Origin of the sequence: Thermovenabulum sp. (assembly GCF_049701175.1) — a bacterium.
Classification (GTDB): Bacteria; Bacillota; Thermosediminibacteria; order Thermosediminibacterales; family Thermosediminibacteraceae; genus Thermovenabulum.
In genome coordinates this window covers 72,688-91,862 of record NZ_JBNATW010000007.1, presented here as the reverse complement: position 1 = coordinate 91,862, position 19,175 = coordinate 72,688, and the positions used below count along the sequence as shown (strand labels likewise).

Annotated in this window: 13 protein-coding genes and 2 pseudogenes; 2 read left to right on the top strand and 13 right to left on the bottom strand. The window is 35.9% G+C overall.

Annotation, left to right across the window (positions count from 1 at the left end; genetic code table 11):
• Positions 1–483: 483 nt before the first annotated feature.
• From ACPLVF_RS04035 to ACPLVF_RS04005, 7 genes and pseudogenes are all read right to left on the bottom strand, one after another.
• A complete protein-coding gene (locus ACPLVF_RS04035) occupies positions 484–1,041 on the bottom strand; it encodes a DapH/DapD/GlmU-related protein (RefSeq protein ID WP_424906537.1) in 558 nt (185 codons plus the stop codon).
• Positions 1,005–1,940, bottom strand: a complete 936-nt coding sequence (gene wecB, locus ACPLVF_RS04030) for a non-hydrolyzing UDP-N-acetylglucosamine 2-epimerase (protein ID WP_424906536.1) — start codon at positions 1,938–1,940, stop codon at positions 1,005–1,007. The genes ACPLVF_RS04035 and wecB overlap by 37 nt, the downstream gene beginning before the upstream one ends.
• 9 nt (positions 1,941–1,949) lie before the next feature.
• Positions 1,950–2,663 carry a DapH/DapD/GlmU-related protein gene (locus tag ACPLVF_RS04025; protein WP_424906535.1) on the bottom strand — a complete coding sequence of 238 codons (714 nt, stop codon included), beginning with the start codon at positions 2,661–2,663 and terminating at the stop codon, positions 1,950–1,952.
• 5 nt (positions 2,664–2,668) lie between these two features.
• Entirely contained in the window at positions 2,669–3,772 is a 1,104-nt protein-coding gene (locus ACPLVF_RS04020; protein WP_424906534.1) for a Gfo/Idh/MocA family protein, read from the bottom strand.
• Positions 3,773–3,780: 8 nt separating this feature from the next.
• A pseudogene (locus ACPLVF_RS04015) lies at positions 3,781–5,120 on the bottom strand (nucleotide sugar dehydrogenase).
• A 4-nt stretch (positions 5,121–5,124) separates the two neighbouring features.
• Positions 5,125–6,240: a DegT/DnrJ/EryC1/StrS family aminotransferase gene (locus tag ACPLVF_RS04010; protein WP_424906533.1), complete on the bottom strand. Its 1,116-nt coding sequence runs from the start codon at positions 6,238–6,240 to the stop codon at positions 5,125–5,127.
• Positions 6,241–6,460: 220 nt separating this feature from the next.
• Positions 6,461–7,849, bottom strand: coding sequence for a sugar transferase (locus ACPLVF_RS04005; RefSeq protein WP_424906532.1), 1,389 nt, complete (start codon positions 7,847–7,849; stop codon positions 6,461–6,463).
• A gap of 265 nt (positions 7,850–8,114) precedes the next feature.
• On the opposite strand from ACPLVF_RS04005, the gene ACPLVF_RS04000 reads away from it, so the two are divergent.
• Positions 8,115–9,017 carry a YveK family protein gene (locus ACPLVF_RS04000; protein ID WP_424906531.1) on the top strand — a complete coding sequence of 301 codons (903 nt, stop codon included), beginning with the start codon at positions 8,115–8,117 and terminating at the stop codon, positions 9,015–9,017.
• 455 nt (positions 9,018–9,472) lie between these two features.
• On the opposite strand, the gene ACPLVF_RS03995 is transcribed toward ACPLVF_RS04000, so the two are convergent.
• The 3 genes and pseudogenes from ACPLVF_RS03995 to ACPLVF_RS03985 all read right to left on the bottom strand — a co-directional run.
• Positions 9,473–10,387 carry a transketolase family protein gene (locus tag ACPLVF_RS03995; protein WP_424906530.1) on the bottom strand — a complete coding sequence of 305 codons (915 nt, stop codon included), beginning with the start codon at positions 10,385–10,387 and terminating at the stop codon, positions 9,473–9,475.
• A 22-nt stretch (positions 10,388–10,409) separates the two neighbouring features.
• Entirely contained in the window at positions 10,410–10,952 is a 543-nt protein-coding gene (locus ACPLVF_RS03990) for a transketolase (protein ID WP_424906529.1), read from the bottom strand.
• A gap of 31 nt (positions 10,953–10,983) precedes the next feature.
• Positions 10,984–11,216 (bottom strand): annotated as a pseudogene (locus ACPLVF_RS03985) (HTH domain-containing protein); the annotation flags it as partial.
• Between the two features lie 149 nt (positions 11,217–11,365).
• On the opposite strand from ACPLVF_RS03985, the gene ACPLVF_RS03980 reads away from it, so the two are divergent.
• The gene (locus ACPLVF_RS03980) at positions 11,366–12,208 is read left to right on the top strand and encodes a sulfurtransferase (protein ID WP_424906528.1); all 843 of its coding nucleotides are present in this window, start codon (positions 11,366–11,368) and stop codon (positions 12,206–12,208) included.
• 37 nt (positions 12,209–12,245) lie between these two features.
• Here the strand turns inward: ACPLVF_RS03980 and ACPLVF_RS03975 are convergent, their stop codons facing one another.
• The 3 genes from ACPLVF_RS03975 to ACPLVF_RS03965 form a co-directional block, all read right to left on the bottom strand.
• Entirely contained in the window at positions 12,246–14,492 is a 2,247-nt protein-coding gene (locus ACPLVF_RS03975; RefSeq protein ID WP_424906527.1) for an O-antigen ligase family protein, read from the bottom strand.
• Between the two features lie 89 nt (positions 14,493–14,581).
• Complete coding sequence (locus ACPLVF_RS03970) at positions 14,582–15,805, bottom strand: Wadjet anti-phage system protein JetD domain-containing protein (RefSeq protein ID WP_424906526.1); 1,224 nt, start codon at positions 15,803–15,805, stop codon at positions 14,582–14,584.
• Entirely contained in the window at positions 15,795–19,163 is a 3,369-nt protein-coding gene (locus tag ACPLVF_RS03965; RefSeq protein ID WP_424906525.1) for an ATP-binding protein, read from the bottom strand. The genes ACPLVF_RS03970 and ACPLVF_RS03965 overlap by 11 nt, the downstream gene beginning before the upstream one ends.
• Positions 19,164–19,175: the final 12 nt, after the last annotated feature.

Sequence of the window (19,175 nt, the reverse complement as noted above, 5' to 3'; positions counted from 1 at the left end):
TTGAATGCCCTAAAATCGGTATTTCATCTGCTTCTCTGATCATCGCAATTCACTCTTTACTGAGATTTCGGGGTGGTTTCGCTCCACCATTTCACGTCTTTCGCCGACGCTGGTTGAGCTCAGCTTTCTCGTCTTTTCCAGTTCTCTTGCGCCGCGGGTAAAAAGTGCAGGAGGATTCTCTATGGCCTCGGCCTTCCACCGGTGTAGTTGGGTGGGATGAGCTTCATATTGGGCGGCGATCTCGGTTACGGCTTTCTACTTTAAATCCGACATCACTCCCACACAAGATTTTTATCCTAACCTACTAGGTTCACATTTGCAAAACATTTTCGATGAAATCTTTATGCTTTAATAATTATTTTTTGTTCAAAGATTTTATCATATCATTAATTACAAAATTTTCTTTTACTAAAAATACAGATTCATTATCTACAATTTTCAAAACACTTCTAACATTTGTTACAAACACTGGAATTATAAAATTCAGGAACTCTTTTTATCGAGCAGTTTAATTATCTTAGCAGGATTCCCAGCTATTATACAATTCCCATCTGGAAAACTTTTTGTCACCACAGAACCTGCCCCAACAATAGTTCGATCACCTAAAACAACACCTGGAAGAATTACACTATTCATTCCAATCCAACAATTTTTACCTATTATTACATCTTCTCCAGGTAAATGTTCATCAAGATTGTAGGGATTGTGATTTGCAGTAATAATTCCAACATTTGGTGCAATATACGTTCCTTTACCAATGTATATCCTACCGGCAAAATTTTGGAAATAATTGCCATACCCTTGGAAGTTATTGATATCACCTGGATCAAAAAAAATATTTTTAGGATTAGATATAACTATAAAAGGAGACACTGGCCAAGGAACTGCTCTATTAAAACCCAAAATTTTTTGAAACCATATTGACCGCCATACCCATATCCATCCAGTGTGAGACTTTTCAAAATATTTCCCTTTTAAATATTTGGGATCAAAAAAAATTGGCGCTAAAAATTTGAGTATTGGTATAACAACTCTCTCCATCCCGTATCAGGCATAACAACTAAAGCTCTCTTTCCAGCAAAATAAGTCTCTTTCTGTAAACCACAACTATCCGTTATTACCATAAAGCATTTTTCTAAAAGTCCCATCATACTTAAATAATCAACTGGCTCTATGACAGTAATATTTTTTAATAGAGACTCAAATCCAAATTGATTTATCATTTTTTTAGTTCTTGGATGTATTGGAAATATTACTCTCATATCATGGGCAATCTGAGAAAGACCACTCAATATATTTTTCAATTTTTCAGGATTATCAGTGTTGAAGTCTCTATGTATTGTACATAGGATATATTCATTTTCTTTAACACCAATTTTTTCAAATATAGTATAATCAAAATATGGTTTCATTTTTAAATATAAATCATACATTATATCGCCAACAAAATACACACATTCTCTTATATTTTCTTTTTCAAGATTTTTTACAGCAAGTTCTGATGGGCAAAAAAGATATTGTGAAATGTGGTCAGTCACAACTCTGTTTATTTCTTCAGGCATATCTTTGGGCTTTTGCCTTATTCCCGCTTCCACATGGGCTACAGGAATTTTTAATTTTGCTCCAACTAGTGCCCCAGCAACTGTTGTATTAGTATCTCCATATACAACAATTACGTCGGGTTTTTCTTTCATTACAACCTCTTCAAAAGCTATCATAATTTTCCCTGTAACAACACCATGACTACCTGAACCTACATTTAAGTTATAATCTGGTTTTCTCATTCCTAAAACTTTAAAGAAAACATCGGACATATCATAGTCATAATGCTGACCAGAATGAATTAGTATTTCTTGAATACCATTTTTGATAAAGTGCTCTTGTAAAACAGCTTCTTTTATAAATTGTGGTCTTGCACCCACTAAAGATATAACTTTCATTTTGACCTCCTACTTCTTCCCAAACTCTCTTGCCGGGTTCCCCACAACAATCTTACCATCTTCTACATCTCTTGTCACAACTGAGCCTGCTCCAACAAAGGCATCTTCACCTATTACTTTTCCGGGTAAAATTGTAGCATTGACTCCAATTCTACTTTTTCTTTTAGCAGTTACTCCTTTCATCTTGCTAAATCTGTCTGGATCTCTTCCAGCCGAGTTATCATTTGAAGTTGCCACGCAAGGAGCAATGAAAACCTCACCTTCTATCTCTGAATAAGCGGTGATATAGGCATTTGTCTCTATTTTGCATTTAGAACCTATTTTGCAGTAATTTTCTATTGCCACACCTCTTCCTACAATAGTCATATCACCTATTGTTACATCTTCTCTAACAGTTGCTAAATCAGCAATTAAACATTTTTTACCTATTTCACAGCCAGCATATATCACGGCAGAAGTACCTATTATACAGTCATCTCCTATCTTGCAAGGTGGTTTTTCTTGTTTGTCTTTAAAGATGCTAGTTGCAGCTCTCATTGGCTGTTTGCCAATTACTACATTATCGTCAATTCTCACATTATTGCCTATAATACTTCCCTTATAAATAGTGACATTATTCCCTATAACACAGTTATCTCCTATCACTACATCATCTTCAATAACTGTAAAATAGCCTATTTTTACATTTTGCCCAATTCTAGCTTTCTCAGATATGTAATTCATTTTTATCATTCCTTCATATCAAGTGTTGAAAAATCTTTTAAAGGAAATTCTACTGGTAAACCTGTCTTTCTTGATTTGTAAATTGCCAATACTATCTCCACAGCTTTTTTACCATCTTCTCCAGTTATGTAAGGCTCTCTATCGTTTAGTACTGCATCAATAAAATCTCTATACAATGGAGTATGACCGTATCCATATACTGTATCTGGGTCTTCATAATTAGCTTCTTTTTTTACTTCTTCTTCATCATCTAATCCATCAGCAAACTTCCAGTCAATTATTTTGTTAATAGCAACTCCGCCAATTCTTACTGTACCTTTTTCCCCAAATATACTCAATGTTTCTTCAAGATTTTTAGGATAAATACAAGCACTTCCTTCTATAATTCCTATAGCACCATTTTTAAATCGCAGTACTGCTGCTCCCATGTCTTCTCCTTCAATATTTCTTAAAAATGTGTCTGCTTCAGCATAGAGTCTTTCAACAGGTCCCATCATCCACTGGAGAAGGTCAATATTGTGTATGCCCTGATTCATTAAAGTACCGCCATCTTGTTCCCATGTACCTCTCCAGGAAGCCTGTCTATAATAATCGTCATTTCTGTTCCACCTTATGCTGGCAACTCCATGAACCAATTTGCCAAAGCGCTTATCTTCTATAGCTTTTCTCAATTTTTGAACAGTGGAATTAAACCTATTTTGATGGCATACAGTTAATTGTCTGTTATACTTCTTAGCAGTTTCAATCATTTCATCCGCATCTTTGATAGCCAAGGCCATTGGCTTTTCGACAATTACATGTTTACCTGATTTCAAAGCATTTATAGTTATTTCTGCATGTGTACCCGAATATGTAGCAATACTTACTATATCTATATCGGCTCTTTTTAACAGTTCTTGATAATCCCGATATATTTCTACGTTATTTATCTTTGCATTTTTCTTATCCAATAGCTCTATGTATCTTTTTTTCAATAATTCAGCTTTTTCAATTTCTAAATCACACAGTGCAACTAATTCTGCATTATTATAATTATTTACTATTGCTTCAATGTGCTTAAAAGAAATCCTGCCACAGCCAATTAATCCAAATCTCAATTTCCCATCCATTTTATCACCTACAGCACTTCTATTTTTTCTCTTAATTCTTTTACATTTTTTGTGGCATTTCTTGTGTCAAAGACAAATTTCGCTGTCTTAACTATATACTCATAATCGTACTTTGTGTGGTCTGTCGTAATTACAACAAGGTCAGAAGAACTGAGTAAATCATCAGTTAGGTTCTCCGAATGATACAATTTGCCATTGTGTTTGAACTCAGGTACATGGGGATCGTTATATTTTACTTCTGCTCCTTCTTTTTCTAATATTGAGATTATCTTTAGAGCGGGTGATTCTCTTATATCATCTATATCTTTTTTATAAGCCACTCCTAAAAGGAGTATAGTTGATCCATTGATAGGCTTTTTGAATCTATTTAAAATTCTTGAGATGCGCTCTACTACAAATTCTGGCATGTAATTATTTATTTCTCCTGAGGTTTCAATAAGTCTTGTGTGATAGTCATATTCCCTTGCTTTCCATGCGAGATAAAAAGGATCTATAGGAATACAATGGCCACCAAGTCCTGGACCAGGATAAAAAGCCATAAAACCGTAGGGCTTTGTCTTAGCTGCCTCAATCACTTCCCACATACATCTATACCCATGCGATAACATATAATAGCCATTTCATTGGCCAATGCTATATTGATATTTCTAAAAGTGTTTTCATATATCTTTTCCATCTCTGCTACCTTGGGACTTGATACTTCAAACACTTCACTTTCAAGGACATTTCTATAAAGAGCAGCAGCAATTTTTGTACACTGCTTTGTAACGCCGCCTACCACTTTAGGGGTATTTTTTGTATTGTACTGCTTGTTACCGGGGTCTACTCTTTCAGGGGAATAGGCTAAAAAATAGTCCTCTCCGCATATCAAGCCAGTCTCGTCTAAGATAGGTTTTACAACTTCTTCAGTGGTACCAGGATATGTAGTGCTTTCAAGTACAACCAACATGCCTTTATGTAAATATTTCGCTATTTCTTTGGTAGAGTTAATTATGTAGGATAAATCAGGCTGTTTATTTTTATCAAGAGGAGTAGGAACACATATTGCAACTGCATCCACATCTTTTAAAAAAGCATAATCATTTGTGGCCGTTAATTTTCCTTGCTCAACTACTTCTTTCAAATCTCCATCCAAGATATCACCAATGTAATTTATACCATTGTTTACTTTTTCCACCTTGTGCTCTTGAATGTCAAATCCTATTACTTTATATCCTGCTTTAGCTTTTTCCACCGCAAGAGGTAATCCTACATAGCCTAACCCTATTACCCCTATTACTGCCCTTTTACTCTCTATTTTGTCCAAAAGTTCATAGTATGTACTGTTAAATTCTTTCTTCCTCTCCACAATCTCAATCTCCTTCGTTTACAATTTTGTGCAGTGCTTCACTGATATAGTTAATCTCTTCATCAGTAATTTCAGGATACATCGGTATAGCAAAAATTTCTCTACATACTTCTTCAGCAACTGGTAAGTCGCCTTCTTTGTAGCCCAAATTAATGTAAGCTTTTTGAAGATGTAAAGGCACAGGATAGTATATCCCTGTTGCAATGCCTTTTTCTTTTAATTTTTCCATTAAAAATTCTCTTTTTTCACTTTGGATGCAGTATAAATGATATATGTGTTTGGCTTCTGGCAGTTTATATGGAGTTTTTATAACATCTGATAAATCTTTTAATAGTTCGTTATATTTATTAGCTACACTAATTCTTTGATTATTCCACATATCAAGATATTTTAATTTTACTCTTAAAATCGCCGCCTGCAGTTCATCGAGTCTACTGTTATATCCAATTTCTTCGTTATAATATTTCTTTTTACTGCCATGTTTTCTGAGCATTTCTACTTTTTCAGCTATTTCTGGATTATTAGTTACCACCATTCCTCCATCGCCATAACCGCCTAAATTTTTTGTAGGAAAGAATGAGAAGCAGGCGACATCTCCAAAAGTGCCTACTTTTTGGCCTTTATACTCTGCTCCTATTGCTTGGCATGCATCTTCAACTAAGTATAAATTGTGTTTTTTGGCAGTTTCCATGATTTTGTCCATATCACAGGGTTGTCCAAAAATATGCACTGGCAAGATGGCTTTTGTTCTTTCAGTAATTTTTTCTTCTATTAAATCAGGGTTTATATTGTAGGTATCTGGATCTATATCAACAAAAACCGGTGTAGCACCTACCTGAGAAACCGCCTCTGCTGTTGCAAAAAAAGTAAAAGGGGTCGTTATTACTTCATCTCCAGAACCTATATTAAGAGCTCTTAGTGAAAGTACTAATGCATCTGTCCCATTTGCTACACCTATTGCGTATCTTACACCTAAATATTCTGCTATTTCTTTTTCAAAAGCTTTTACTTCAGGACCTAGGATATATTGACCATTTTCTAAAACTTTTTCTATTGCCTTATCTATTTCGTTTTTTAAATTTTTATACTGTCGTTTTAAATTAATTAATTCTATCTGCATACTTAAAACCCTCTCTAGAGAAATTTTGATTTCCCTTAAAATAAAAAAATCCCCCTTACCCACCCAATTATACTAAATTATTATTTTGTATAATTAATCTTTTTATCACAAAAAATAAAAGATATAACCTTCCATAGTTCTAATTTAAATATTCCTTCAAGTCATTTTATTTTTCAATTTTTAGATGTCTTTATATAAAAGAAGAAATTTTTTCCTCCTCTCAATCCTTATAGCTTGCCGCTTCATAGGAAATCATTATTTCGTTTAACTTTTTCTCTATATCTTTAACTTCTTTCTTTACAACTCCCTCACCTAAGAGAATGGTTTTAATGGTGAGAAATATTATCTTCAAATCAAGCATTAACGAATAATTTAAAATGTAATACAAATCAAGCCTCAATTTGTTTTCAAACTCCGTATCGTAATTTCCCAAAACCTGCGCAAGGCCGGTTATCCCGGGTTTCAATAAGTGCCTGTATTTATAGAAGGGATTTTCTTTTGAAAATTTTTCTACGAACTCGGGCCTTTCGGGTCTTGGGCCTATGAGGCTCATGTCCCCTTTTAACACATTTATAAGCTGGGGGAGCTCGTCTATCCTCAAGGCACGAAGTATTTTCCCTACCTTCGTAATTCTCGGGTCATCCGCCTTTGCTATTACGGGCCCGGTGTATTTTTCTGCATCCTTTATCATGGTCCTGAATTTGTAAAGCTTAAAGACCCTGCCCTTTTCCCCTACCCTTTCCTGGACGAATAAAACAGGCCCTTCGGATGTAAGTTTTATAGCCACTGCGGATAAAAGAATTAAAGGTGAGGTTATTATCAATATCGAAATTGACGACAAAATATCTATAAAACGCTTTACAATCTTCATTCCATTGGACATATTCCATCCGGGAATTTCAAAGGTTATTACATCGTCGTAGTTGGTTATTTTACTCTTTGACAGCAAAAGCTCATATATACCCGGTATTACTATTATTTTTTTGCCTTCAAATACGGCTTTCGTTATTTCTTCTCTATAATTAAACATATTTCTTGAATCCATCAATATAGCATCAGCATCTTTTATTAAGTCCGAAATTGGCCCAATATTACCGCCAGTTGCAGCGTACCTGCAATCTATCCAGCTTTCGTCGATTTTTAGTAAACTATTCAATAGTTTTTTAGCTTCCTCTTCTTTGCTTAAAATTATTGCTTTTTCCGAACCGTTTAATTTTTTCAATATCCGCTGAATGATTACTTTTTCTACAAATATTGTAAAAAGCTGGAGTAAAAAGCCAAAGGCAAATACGCTCCTCGGGAAAGCAAAAGCGTGCAAAAAGTAGCTCGAAGCCATGCCTACGATGTTCACTATAATAAGGGATATGAAAAGGGATACAAAAACCTCTATCCCCTTTTTTCTTTCCAAATTAAATAGGTCGTAAGTGTAGAAAATGGCAAATCCTGAAATTAATATTACGGGAATTACTTTAAGGAATGCGGAGTAGTTTACTATCGTAAATTTATATTTGAATAGAGAAAATATTATTATGTAACTTGAAAAAATTAGGGTAATATCCAAAATAACATTTAAATAATATATTATTTTTCTTACCAAAGATTTACTCATAAAAACATCTCCATAATTTTGTTTATTTGAAAAAAACAATTCGTTTATTAATTATACGACATAACTTCCTATTTTCCTTCTTTATTTTTACATTTTTTACCGTTTTTCGCCGATTTTTTCCTTATAACCTTCTCCTATCATTTTATTGCAAAAATATAAATTTTCCTACTTAGAAATTAATGAAATTTTAAGGACTTTATGTTAAAATTTTATTTGTTGTTACTAATTGCTAATTATTTCATTTATTTTGGGAGGGACAATAACCGTGGAAGAAGAAATAACTTTACGAGAACTCATTGAAATCATATTAAAGCGGAAAAAAGTTTTATTATCCTTTGTCACAGTGTGTCTTATCGCCTCTATAGTTTTAAGCTTTTTTATCATCAAGCCTACCTATGAAGCAGAATGTAAGATAAATGTTTCAGGGATATACCCTGTAGTGGGTTTTCTCGGCAGCAATACCAGTTCGGTGCTTTTAAATGAAAAAACCGATAATAATTCCAATTTTCTCTTTGAAACCGACCAAATCGATAAAGACGTTACCGCAATGCTTTCATCATTAATCTCTTACCCTTATTCCTCTGTAAATAACATTAAGGAAGAAATATTAAATCCCGTTGTTATTGAAAAAACAATAAACGAATTAAAGCTTGACCCAAAAATATATTCCTATAAAACCATGAAAGAAAAAATCAGCGCGGAAATAATAAAGGATACCAGTATAATTTCTATTAAAGTAAAAGATAATGATCCCGTGGTTGCAAAAGATTTGTCAAACAGCTTAGCAAAAAATTTAAAGGATTACATAGTAGAAAAAAACAAGGATTATACCGATTCCATTTTAAATACCGTTCAAAATCTAATAAAATTGCAGGATCAAAAGATAAAAAATACCGATAATCCCAAGTCAAAGGAAAAACTTGAAAAGATAAAGGATGCATTTGAGACAAAGTACCATCTGTTGGAACTAATCCAGGAAAGCGGAATAGGAAGCCAAAAGATTACGATACTCCAGGAAGCTTTACTTCCAGAAGAACCGGTATCTCCGAAAAAAGCTCTAAACATCGCTCTTTCCATAGTTTTGGGTATTATGCTCGGATTTTTTGCTGTATTTTTTGTTGAGTACTGGGATAGTACGGGAGTAAAAAAGAATGAAGCATTAAAATGAAGTGTAAGTCTATGTCATTAAAGTTAGTAACCAGCGTTATTGTCAAAAATAAATTACTTGTTTTTTTACTACTTTTGGTATAATATTTTATTAGATAGTATATAATTTTTGTAGGAGCATATAAAATATTTGCAATAAAAGTTACTCTCCAGTATCGGCCAATACCGGAGAGTAACGATGGCGTGGTTAAATGAATTTTTTTCCGATTCCCGGTTTTGACGTTGGTATAGGTTGTGCGGATAATTCTACTTTTTATTTATGCCTTGTCTAAGGCTTATTTTTTTTTCTTCGTTAGCTCTATTATCATTACTACGAGTTGTAATAACATAATCCGGCGTCAAAGACCGGGAAACGGAGGCAAATTCTCCCACACCACTGTTTTTATTATAAAATTTTATATGTGATTATTCAACAATTTTCTATTTTTTTTATAGGAGATACAGAATGTTGTTTTTTCACATATTTTTCTTTACCACTTTTACGATTTCAAATTCTGTTAGCCCGTATTTTTCAAAGAGTTCTTCTGTATTCGCCGATTCTGCAAAAGTATCCTTTATACCCATTTTAAATACTGGAAGCGGATGCATTTCGGAAAGTATCTCGGATACCGCCGAGCCGAGGCCTCCTATAATGCTGTGATTTTCCACTGTGATAATGAATCTTACCTTATTAGCAATATTTAAAAGGGTCTCTGCATCAAGGGGCTTTATACAGTGCACACCGGCTACCAGCACATCTAACCCTTCAGATTTAAGCATATCGGCGGCAAGCAGTGCCTTTTGTACCATAAATCCGGATGCTATTATCGCAATATCTTTTCCTTCTTTAAGTATATTAATCTTTTTAAATTTAGGAGTAATTGATGTATAAACATCCGCAGAGCTTCCCCTGTTAATTCTTATGTAGACCGGCCCCCGATGTTTTATAGCTTCCTCAACTACCATTTCCATTTCAATTCTATCCGCGGGCTCCAGCACCATCATATTTGGCAAAGCCCGCATAAGAGCTATATCATCGATGGCCTGATGCGTAGGGCCATCCGGCCCTGGGGTTAATCCCGCATGGCTTCCAACCAGTTTCACGTTCAGATTGGGATAGGCAATAGATACTCTTATCTGATCGTAACACCGGCCTGCTATGAATGTCGAAAAGGAAACGGCTACCGGAATAAAACCTTTAAGTGCCAGCCCCGCACTTATCCCCACCATATTCTGTTCCGCTATTCCGCATTGTACGAATCTTTCCGGTATTTTAGAAAACATGGATGCCCTTGTCGAGCTTCCTACATCCGCATCTAAAACCACAACCCTATTATCCTTTTCTCCGATTTCTAAGATCTTTCTCCCAAATACATCCCTGATTTCTTCCATACAAGTACCACCTCTTAATTTTTCATTGGCCAAGTTCCATCATGGCCCTTTCAAAATCTTGCTGAGAAATCTTTTGGGAATGCCATTCAATTTTATTTTCCATAAACGAAACACCTTTACCCTTTATTGTATGGGCGATTATCATTTTGGGTTTTGTAACTTGAAGTTGCACAGCCGAGTCGATTTCTTCAAAATTATGTCCGTCTATTTCCACACAATGCCAGCCCAAATCTCTCCAGATTGAAGCCAAATCCCGCTTTCCGAAAACATCTTTAACAGAAGATGTCAGCTGTAGCCCGTTATAATCTATGAAAGCACATAAATTATCTAATTTTTGCTTGGATGCAAAGAAAGCAGCCTCCCACACCTGCCCTTCTTGAATTTCCCCATCTCCCAATATTACGTAGGTTTTATAAGGGCTTCCTTTTATTTTATCCGCCAGAGCACATCCTGCTGCAACAGAAAGTCCCTGGCCCAGCGAGCCCGTACTCATATCTACTCCCGGTGTCTTCTTTCTGTCAGGATGGCCCTGTAAAATGCTGTTCAATTTTTTATAGGTTTTCAATACTTCTCTGCTGAATAACTTTTTCCCCTTTTAACAACGATATTACTTTTCTTTTAACTTCCTTTGATTCTCCAAAAAAACTCCTTTATTAGGTTTTCTAATTAATGGCGGCAGTTTATTTCCCTTTAAAAATTCATCAATTTTGTCAAGATCATATCGTATTGTCCTCGGACTAACATTAAAATTTTTTGCTAATTCATCAATTTTTACCGGTTTTTCTGATAAAATTAATTTTGTAAGAAGCTGCACGCACCTTTCATTCATAAAAATTCACTCCATCAATTTTAATTTTAGTTTGTTTAGATTGTTATGAAAAGTTCAAATTTATTCAAAAAGATTGTGGCAAAATTAGATGATATTTAGATTATATTTCAACTTGCTAAAAATTAATAATAATTTCAGGAGGGACTTTCATGAAAAACTTTGTTTCTGCCGATTGGCTTTACGAAAATCTAAATAACGAGAATGTAAAGATTTTTGATGCTAGGAGCGACCTTTTCGACAGAGAATACGGGAGAAAGGCGTATGAAGATGGTCATATTAAAAATGCTGTTTTTGTCGATTTAGAGAGGTATTTATCCGGGCCCAAAGGAAAACACGGAGGAAGGCATCCTTTACCGGATTTGAAGGAATTTGAAGAATGGGTTAAGAGCTTAGGAATCGGTAAGGATACCATTGTTGTGGCTTATGATGAGCAAAAAATTGCGTCCGCAGCAAGGTTTTGCTTTATGCTCAGGCTCATAGGTCATGAAAAAAATTTTATCCTCGACGGCGGTATAAAAAGATGGATGGATAAAGGATATACTTTGGAAAAAGGAAGCGGTGAAAATGCACATAAGGATGTATCAGACTTTTCCACCGAATTTCATTTGGAATTGGTGGCGGATGTAAATGACGTAAGGGCGGCTATTGGAAGAGAAGATGCAGCTATAGTTGATTCCAGGATGCCTGATAGATATAAAGGATTAATTGAGCCCATCGATTTTAAAAAAGGCCATATTCCTAAGGCGGTAAATTACTACTGGAAGGAAAATTTGAAGGAAAACGGGGAATTAAAGGACTTAAAAGAGCTTGAAGAAAGGTTTAAAGACATCAAGGGTAAAAAGGAAGTCATATTATACTGCGGCTCGGGTATAGATGCTACTTTTAACTATTTTACCTTAGATGAGCTTGGAATTAAAGCAAGGGTGTATATTGGAAGCTTCAGCGACTGGATAACTTATGAAGAAAATGAAGTATGGACTGAGAGGGTGTAAAAAAACTTCGGCTTTTGGCCGAAGTTTTTATTTTCCACTACCAATCCTTTTTTCCGTCTTCGTCAAGGTCTAAATAATAATCCTGCACTTTTGAAATATCGTCTATTTCTTTTAATTTTACTACATTTTCTTTTGTCATTTCGTTTAATAGCTTTTCCGATTTATAGGTATAAAGGGCAAGTTCTTTTGTAGCGGTGAGTTTAACTACCGCCGGGTCGTTTTTGGGGGCTTTCCTGTTTAATTCTTTTATTTTTTCCGGAATTGTTTTGGATTTTTCCAAAAGTCCTTTTGCCTTTTCTTTATCATCTTTCATTACATACACTTCCGCTACCTTTTCGTAACCTTCGGAAAGCGCCTGCCACATCTCTATATTGCAGGGATTTAGCTTTACCGCCTCTTCCAAAACCTTTATACCCTCATCGAGCCTTCCCCTTTTAAGGTAAGCTGCTCCAAGCATCAATTTATATTTTGCGTTGTAGGGTTCTAATGAAGCTGCCTTTTCTTTTAACTGCAGGGATTTCTCAAGCATGTTTGAATTATTTTGCTTTTCACCTATGACCTCGTAAATCTGGGAAAGGTCTGCGATGAAAGAAACGGTAAGGGGATCGTATTTTTTTGCCTTTTCAAAGTATTCTATAGCTTTTGCCCCATCACCCTGTTCAAGGCTTCTTACTGCCGCCTGTCCGTAGTTGTAGCCCGTAAAAAGTGTGGTGGAAATCAATATGAATAATACTGCGACAATAGCAAAAACTGGCTTTGAAAAGCTAATAGCTTCTCCCTGCCTTTTTTCTCCCTCACCTTTGAAGGAAAGGTTTCTTGCAGCACCCAAAAGTTCCCATAGCAGCAGGGAAACCGCTCCGAGGGAAAGGTTAAAGTCCACACCGCTGTGGCCAAGAAGCGCTATTGCCCCTGCAAAGGAAGACCAAAGATAGGCTTTTTCCTCCAAGGTTAAGGCATCGCTTTTTAAGGATTTAACGGTAGACATAAACAGGCTCAAGAAAAAGGTTAAAAATATCAAAAGCCCGATTATTCCCGTTTCTACGGTAAGCTGTAAAAAGAAGCTATGAACCTCGGTGGTAAAGTACCTGTAGGACTGATAGGCAAAATACGCCGACTTCCAGCCACCTCCTCCGTAGCCGAGCAGGGGTCTTTCTTTTATCATTTTCAGGGCGTCCCTGTAATATGATAGCCTCTGCTGAACGCTTAACTGATTTGGATCTATCTGCTTTATCCTGCTTTTTATTACATCGGGCAGTATCTCTCCACCGGTTAAGTAAACGGAAAGGCCTATTACTATAACGAAAATCAGGGCAAAGGCCACCGCCTTTTTAAAATCTATAAATAGGCTCTTTTTGTAAATTAAGTAATAATTAATGTAAGATAAGGCGATAGAGGCAAAAAGCCCTATGAAAAACCAGGCCCAAACCCCTTGCCCTTTTCCCGAAGAAATGGCATTTCCAAGGCCTATTGAAGCTATAAGGGAAGAAATAAAGGATTCTACAAAAAACAATATCCCTTTGGATTTGTTTTCCTTTGAAAGCCCAAGGAGGAATATGAGGTAAAATAATGGGAATAATACCCATGCTGCCCGGGAAAGGGTAAATATAAAGGTTACAAGGAATATGTAGTTTAAGGCTGAAAGGATGATATTTTCAACCGTATTTTTAGATGCGGTCTTTATGCCAAGGCCTATGAAAAAGGCTGCCGTGAGGTATGCTGCCAGGGTATTGGGGTATTGAAGGCTTGAGTTTATCCTTCCTCCCACAAAGGCTCCGTTGTAGTTAATCATTCCCGCCGCAGCGCCCATGCCTATGATGGAGACACCGAGAGCTGAAAGGATAACAGCCCACAAAAAGCCTTTTACCTCTTTTTCAGACCTTAAAAGGTCTACGGTTAATGCGTAAGCGAAAAAGTAGTTTAAATACTTTAAGAGCTCACCCAATGCAAAGCGAAGGTTTACCGATACAAACAGGGACAAAAGGTATGAGAGCACCACACCTAAGGCTGCAAAATCGGATATGCTCTTGAAAAGCCCGCTTTTTTTGACGTTAAAGCTCCCGGACAATGCCCATAAAAAAACGAGGACTCCCGTAAAAACATGGGTGGGCAAAAATTCCTTGTCGAAAAACATTCCTCTAAAATACGGTGGGTAAAATACGAGGATTAAAAGTCCAAAATATAAAATTTTATCAAAGGAAAAAGAAGTATTATAATTTTTCTTTTGATTTACATTTTTATTTTTCTTTTCGTTTTTTTTATCATTTTTCTTATCCGGCTTTTGCAAGATAACTACCCCCATTTAATATAATGAACTATTATAAATTTTATCAGGATTTTTATAGTTTTTAAACCATTTTTTATTCTTTTTCCTCCTTACGAAATCACGGCCTCCTGTTCGAGCCTAATACCCAGTTTCAGCATCTCTTTTATTACATCATGGAATTCTTTAAAATCTTGTTTTTCTAATAAGCTCCTTAATTTTTCTTCGTAAACCTTTTCCAAAGGCTCTCCTAAGTCTTTATACTTTATCAGGGTTTCCCTATCCATATATAAGGGAATTAAATCCGGTATTATTTCCTTTAATTTTAAAAAGATTTTAAACCCGCCGAGGTCTATGTCTCCCCAGTGGAATATTTTTACGGGTTTATTTTTTTCTTTAATAAACTCGTAAAGCTTTTCTAAAAAAAGCCTTTTTGATGGGCTGTAAAAGCCTCCAAGGTAGAGGATGAAATCTTCTCTTAAATCCGCATCCTTTATAAGGTAATAAAAATTAGCCTTGTTTTCGACGGTAATTATTTTTTCGCAGGATAAATCGATTATTTTAAGTTCCTTGATAGACAGGCTGTTTAAGGATGCGCCGAAGGGAAAAAGGGAAAAATCCAAAATATTACCCTTTAAGCTTACCTTCAATGAGCCGAAAAATAATATTTCTTCTATGGTCTTTACTATGCCTATTTTTTCAAAGGCTTCTTTCTCTTCCACATCCTCCTTTAAAAAAAACTCTTTTAATACGGCAAATACCTTTGCCCTCACCTTCTCAAATTCCTTGCTCCCTTTTAAATATCTTTTGCTGAAAACCCTCTCTAATAGCTCTTCATCCCCTTTTTCATCTATGCCCTTTAATGCTTTTAAGGTGAGTTCAAACAGGTCTTCTTCCTTTGGAAGGTATGCGGGGTAGTTTTTAGCCTTAATATTTTCCAATTCATAATCTATGAAATCCGAAAGCCAAATTCCTCTTACATCTTTTTTTAAATTCAAAAGCTTTTCTGCCATCCTATTTAAAATGGACTCTTTCGGCTCTCTTTTTGCAATTTCATAGGCTTTTTCTAAGTTTTGTGTATCTAAAAACACTTTTTCTACTATATTCCCTTCTTCGAATTTTGCCCATTTGATTTCAATGACTCCTTCACCTTCTAATTCCTTTAATGCATAATGTATATTCTCCTTTGCTTCCACATTTTCAAGGTCGTAAGGGGGAAATTCTTTCTTTGTAAAGTCTATCTTTATCCTTCTTTCTACTTTAGATTTGCCGGAAAATATTTTGCTTTTTTCGTATTTTTCAAGGAGTTTATTTAACAGGGCTTTTTTATAATCCAACGCTTACCTCCCCTTCTTCCAGAACCTCCCTTGGGTCGAAGGTGCGGACGATGGTCCTGTTTTTGCTCCTTATGACGCAAAGGTTCCTGTCCACCAGAGTGGCTATGTCCTGGATTTTCTCCGTAGGTGCGGATATAATCGCCTGAAAACCCATGTTCCTCAGAAGTTTTATGCTTTCCTGCACCCTCTGGTGGTCCATTTTGCTGAAGGCTTCATCGAAGATTATGAGCCTCAAGGTATTGTTTTCCCTGTACATATTCCCCATCCTGTATATCCTGCCGAAGGATGCAAGGATGGAGATGTAAAAGGGGGTCTGGGTCTCGCCTCCCGATTTTTTAAGGAGGGTCCTTGAAAGCCTCGATTCCCTTCCCTGTTCATCGGTGACTACGAGGTCGAAATTTAGATACGTCCTGTAGTCGGTGAATTTTTGAATGTTTTCCTCAAGCCTTACCCTCTCGTCGACGGAAAGGTTTTGTTCACCCACGTAGACTATCTGGTTGAAAAGCTCTTCTAAAGCGTCCCGGTGCTTGTTTTGAAATTCTAGGGAAAATATGGTGTATCCCTCAAGCAGCATCCCGTCCATTATCATGTCGTAAAATTTTCTGTAAGCGGGATTGGGCTTTACCTCGAATTTGTATTTATCCTTTCCGAAGGAAAACTGCTTTAAAGCGGTATTTAGTTCCTCTATCTGAGCGTAAACGGTATCGATGTTTTGCTTTAGCTTGCTGATGAAGTCGTCCTGAAACTGCATCCTCGCCTTTTCCTTAGCATCCTTTATTTTTTCTTCGTATAAAGGAAGTTCGGTATTCAAAAGCCTTTCAAGTTCCTTTTTGTATTCGCCGTTATCGGTAGACGAGATATCATAGGGCATTTTGTACTCCCTGTTGTAGTCCGACCTTTTGTTTATTAGCTCGCTCCACCTTTTTTCCTTCTGGCTCCTCGTCCTTGCCACCTGGCTTAAAAAGGCGCTTATAATGTTTTCTGGAAGTTTCCTGTTTTCAAGCTCCCTTAAAAACCTTGGCTCACCCGTTTCCTTTACAAATTCGGGTTCAAAGGAAAGTTCTATCTCCTTTTGTTTTTCATTAAGCTCCCTTTCGACTTCCCTTAACCTGTAGCTGTCTACCTGAATTTCGGAATTTATTTTGTTTATTTCGCCGGTAATTTTTTCCCTTTCCCTTTTTATATTTTCCATTTCCTTTTCCGTTTTTCGTATTTTTTCATCTATTTCTAAAATTTTTGAAAGGTCAAGGTTAGAAAGCTCCCTCCTTACACTTTCTAGAGCCTCTTTTAAGGATATATAATCTTGCTTTTCCTTTTTTGCGCCTTTTGCATTCTCTATAAAAATCTCCGTTATGGGCTCTATATTTTTTATTTTGCTTAAGGTTTCGTATTTTTCCTTTATTTTATTCAAAAGCCCTTCCTTTTCATCTTTTTCGGCCAATTTTACCTCTAATAGTTTTTCTAAGGACTTTTTACCTATATAGGGAGTCTTGTACCTTTCGGGACTGAGCTGCCTTGCAACGTAATTTTGATACAGCATGCAATCGGGAGTAATGGCAGTAGCGTAATTCCTTAATTCTTCCACCCTTTCGCATTTTACTACCCTGCCCAGGATGTAGTCCACAAAAAGGCGGGCGTATCTATTCTCGGTCACCACTTCAAAGGCTAGGCTATTTTTTTCTACCTTGATGTTTTGCCTTTCCAGTTTTCCCGTATCCACAAGCCCTATGTCGTAAAAACCTTTTTTAAACTTTTGTTCATCGTAAATTTTTAAGGCATCGACAAAATACCTCGGCTCCGCAATAAGGTAAAACTTCTGGGTGTGAAGGTATGCCTCAACTGCATTGTGCCATTTTTTATCCTTTACCTCTATAAGGTCTGCCAGTATTTCAACTTTGACATCCCTTCTATATTTATTTTTTAAAGCCGTCTCTATTTCGCTTTTTAGTTCTAAAAGTTTTTTGTCATAGGGCTTTATTCCAATCTTTAGGTTTTCAATTTCACTTCTTAGTTCTAAAAGAAGGGCTTCCAAAGCCGATTTTTCCTGTTCTAAAGAAAAGTATAGTTTTTCAATCTTATTTTTAAATCCAAAAGTGAGCTCTTTTAAAAGGGTCAAATCTTCTTCCTTTATATTTTCAACATTTTCAAAGGAAAGGGCTTTTAGTCCCTGTATACCTTTTTTTATATTTAATGCTAAATTTTCACCAAACTCTTCTTCTGCAAAGGTAGAGAAATCTTCAACGGTCTTTTCCCAATTTTTTAAAAGCCTTGAAAGGAATTCCAAAAAGCTTGATATGCTTGCCTTTTTGCCATTGATATTTTCTAATAAGCTTTTTTCTTCCCTTTCAAGCATGTCCTTTTTCTGGTAGGCCTGTAAGCTGTATTTTTCCTTTATAAGTGCTTCCCTCTGCCCTTCGAGGGTTTTTAATTTTTCCTCAAGGGTGAGTTTTAATTGTTCTTTTTCTTTTATTGTATTCTCTTTTTCCTTTATGGCCTTTTGTAAATCCTGTTTTTCGTTCTTTTTCTTTTCCAATTCCGCTCTTTTTATGAGGTATTCCTGCTCTTTTAACCTTTTTTCTTCGTTTAAAAAGCTTTCAAAAAGCTCTTCTATTTCCTTTAAGGCTTCCACCCTTTTTTTGACCTGCTCGGCCTGGTACTCCAGCTCTTTGTAATACCTCAGGTTTTCCTGCATGCTGGAAATGTCTATTTTGTTTTGCACATCGCAGACGTACTCGCTGATGAAGTTTTCTATATCGATAATGGGAGAAAAGGGAACCGATTTTCTAAAAACCCTGTAAAATTTTTCGTTCAAACTCCCCATTTTTGTTATAAAGTGAAGCTGGTACTCCCGATTGGAATCGAAAATTTTATACCTTTCTTTGTATTTAGAGCTTAAGTATGTCCTTAAATTCCTTATATTTAAAGGAAAACCTCCCATTACGAATTGATTTTCGGGTAATGCAGAGTCCAAATAAAAAAACTTATGGTTAATTTCCCCATCCTCGTAAACGTCAAATACAACTCCGTAAGAAAAGCTTGTTTTTTTCACCGTATCGTAAAATTCTCCTGCGATGTAGCTCGTAAAATTGCCGCTTCTTAAAACTACAAAGCCGCCTTCACCGTCGTCGGCAATTTCTCCCCTTAAGTAGCTTTTCAAGGTCCTTTTGGATTTATCGTTGGCAGCTTTATTGAAAAAGTCTCCTTTTGTATCACCGAGTATGAGCACCTGTAAGGCATCTATTATTGTGGATTTTCCGGCACCGTTTTTCCCGGTGAGGAAATTTATCATTTCAAATTCGATTAATTCATGAAAAATATAGTGCCAGTTTATAAGAAGAAGTTTTTTAAGAAGTTTCAATTTATCTCCCCC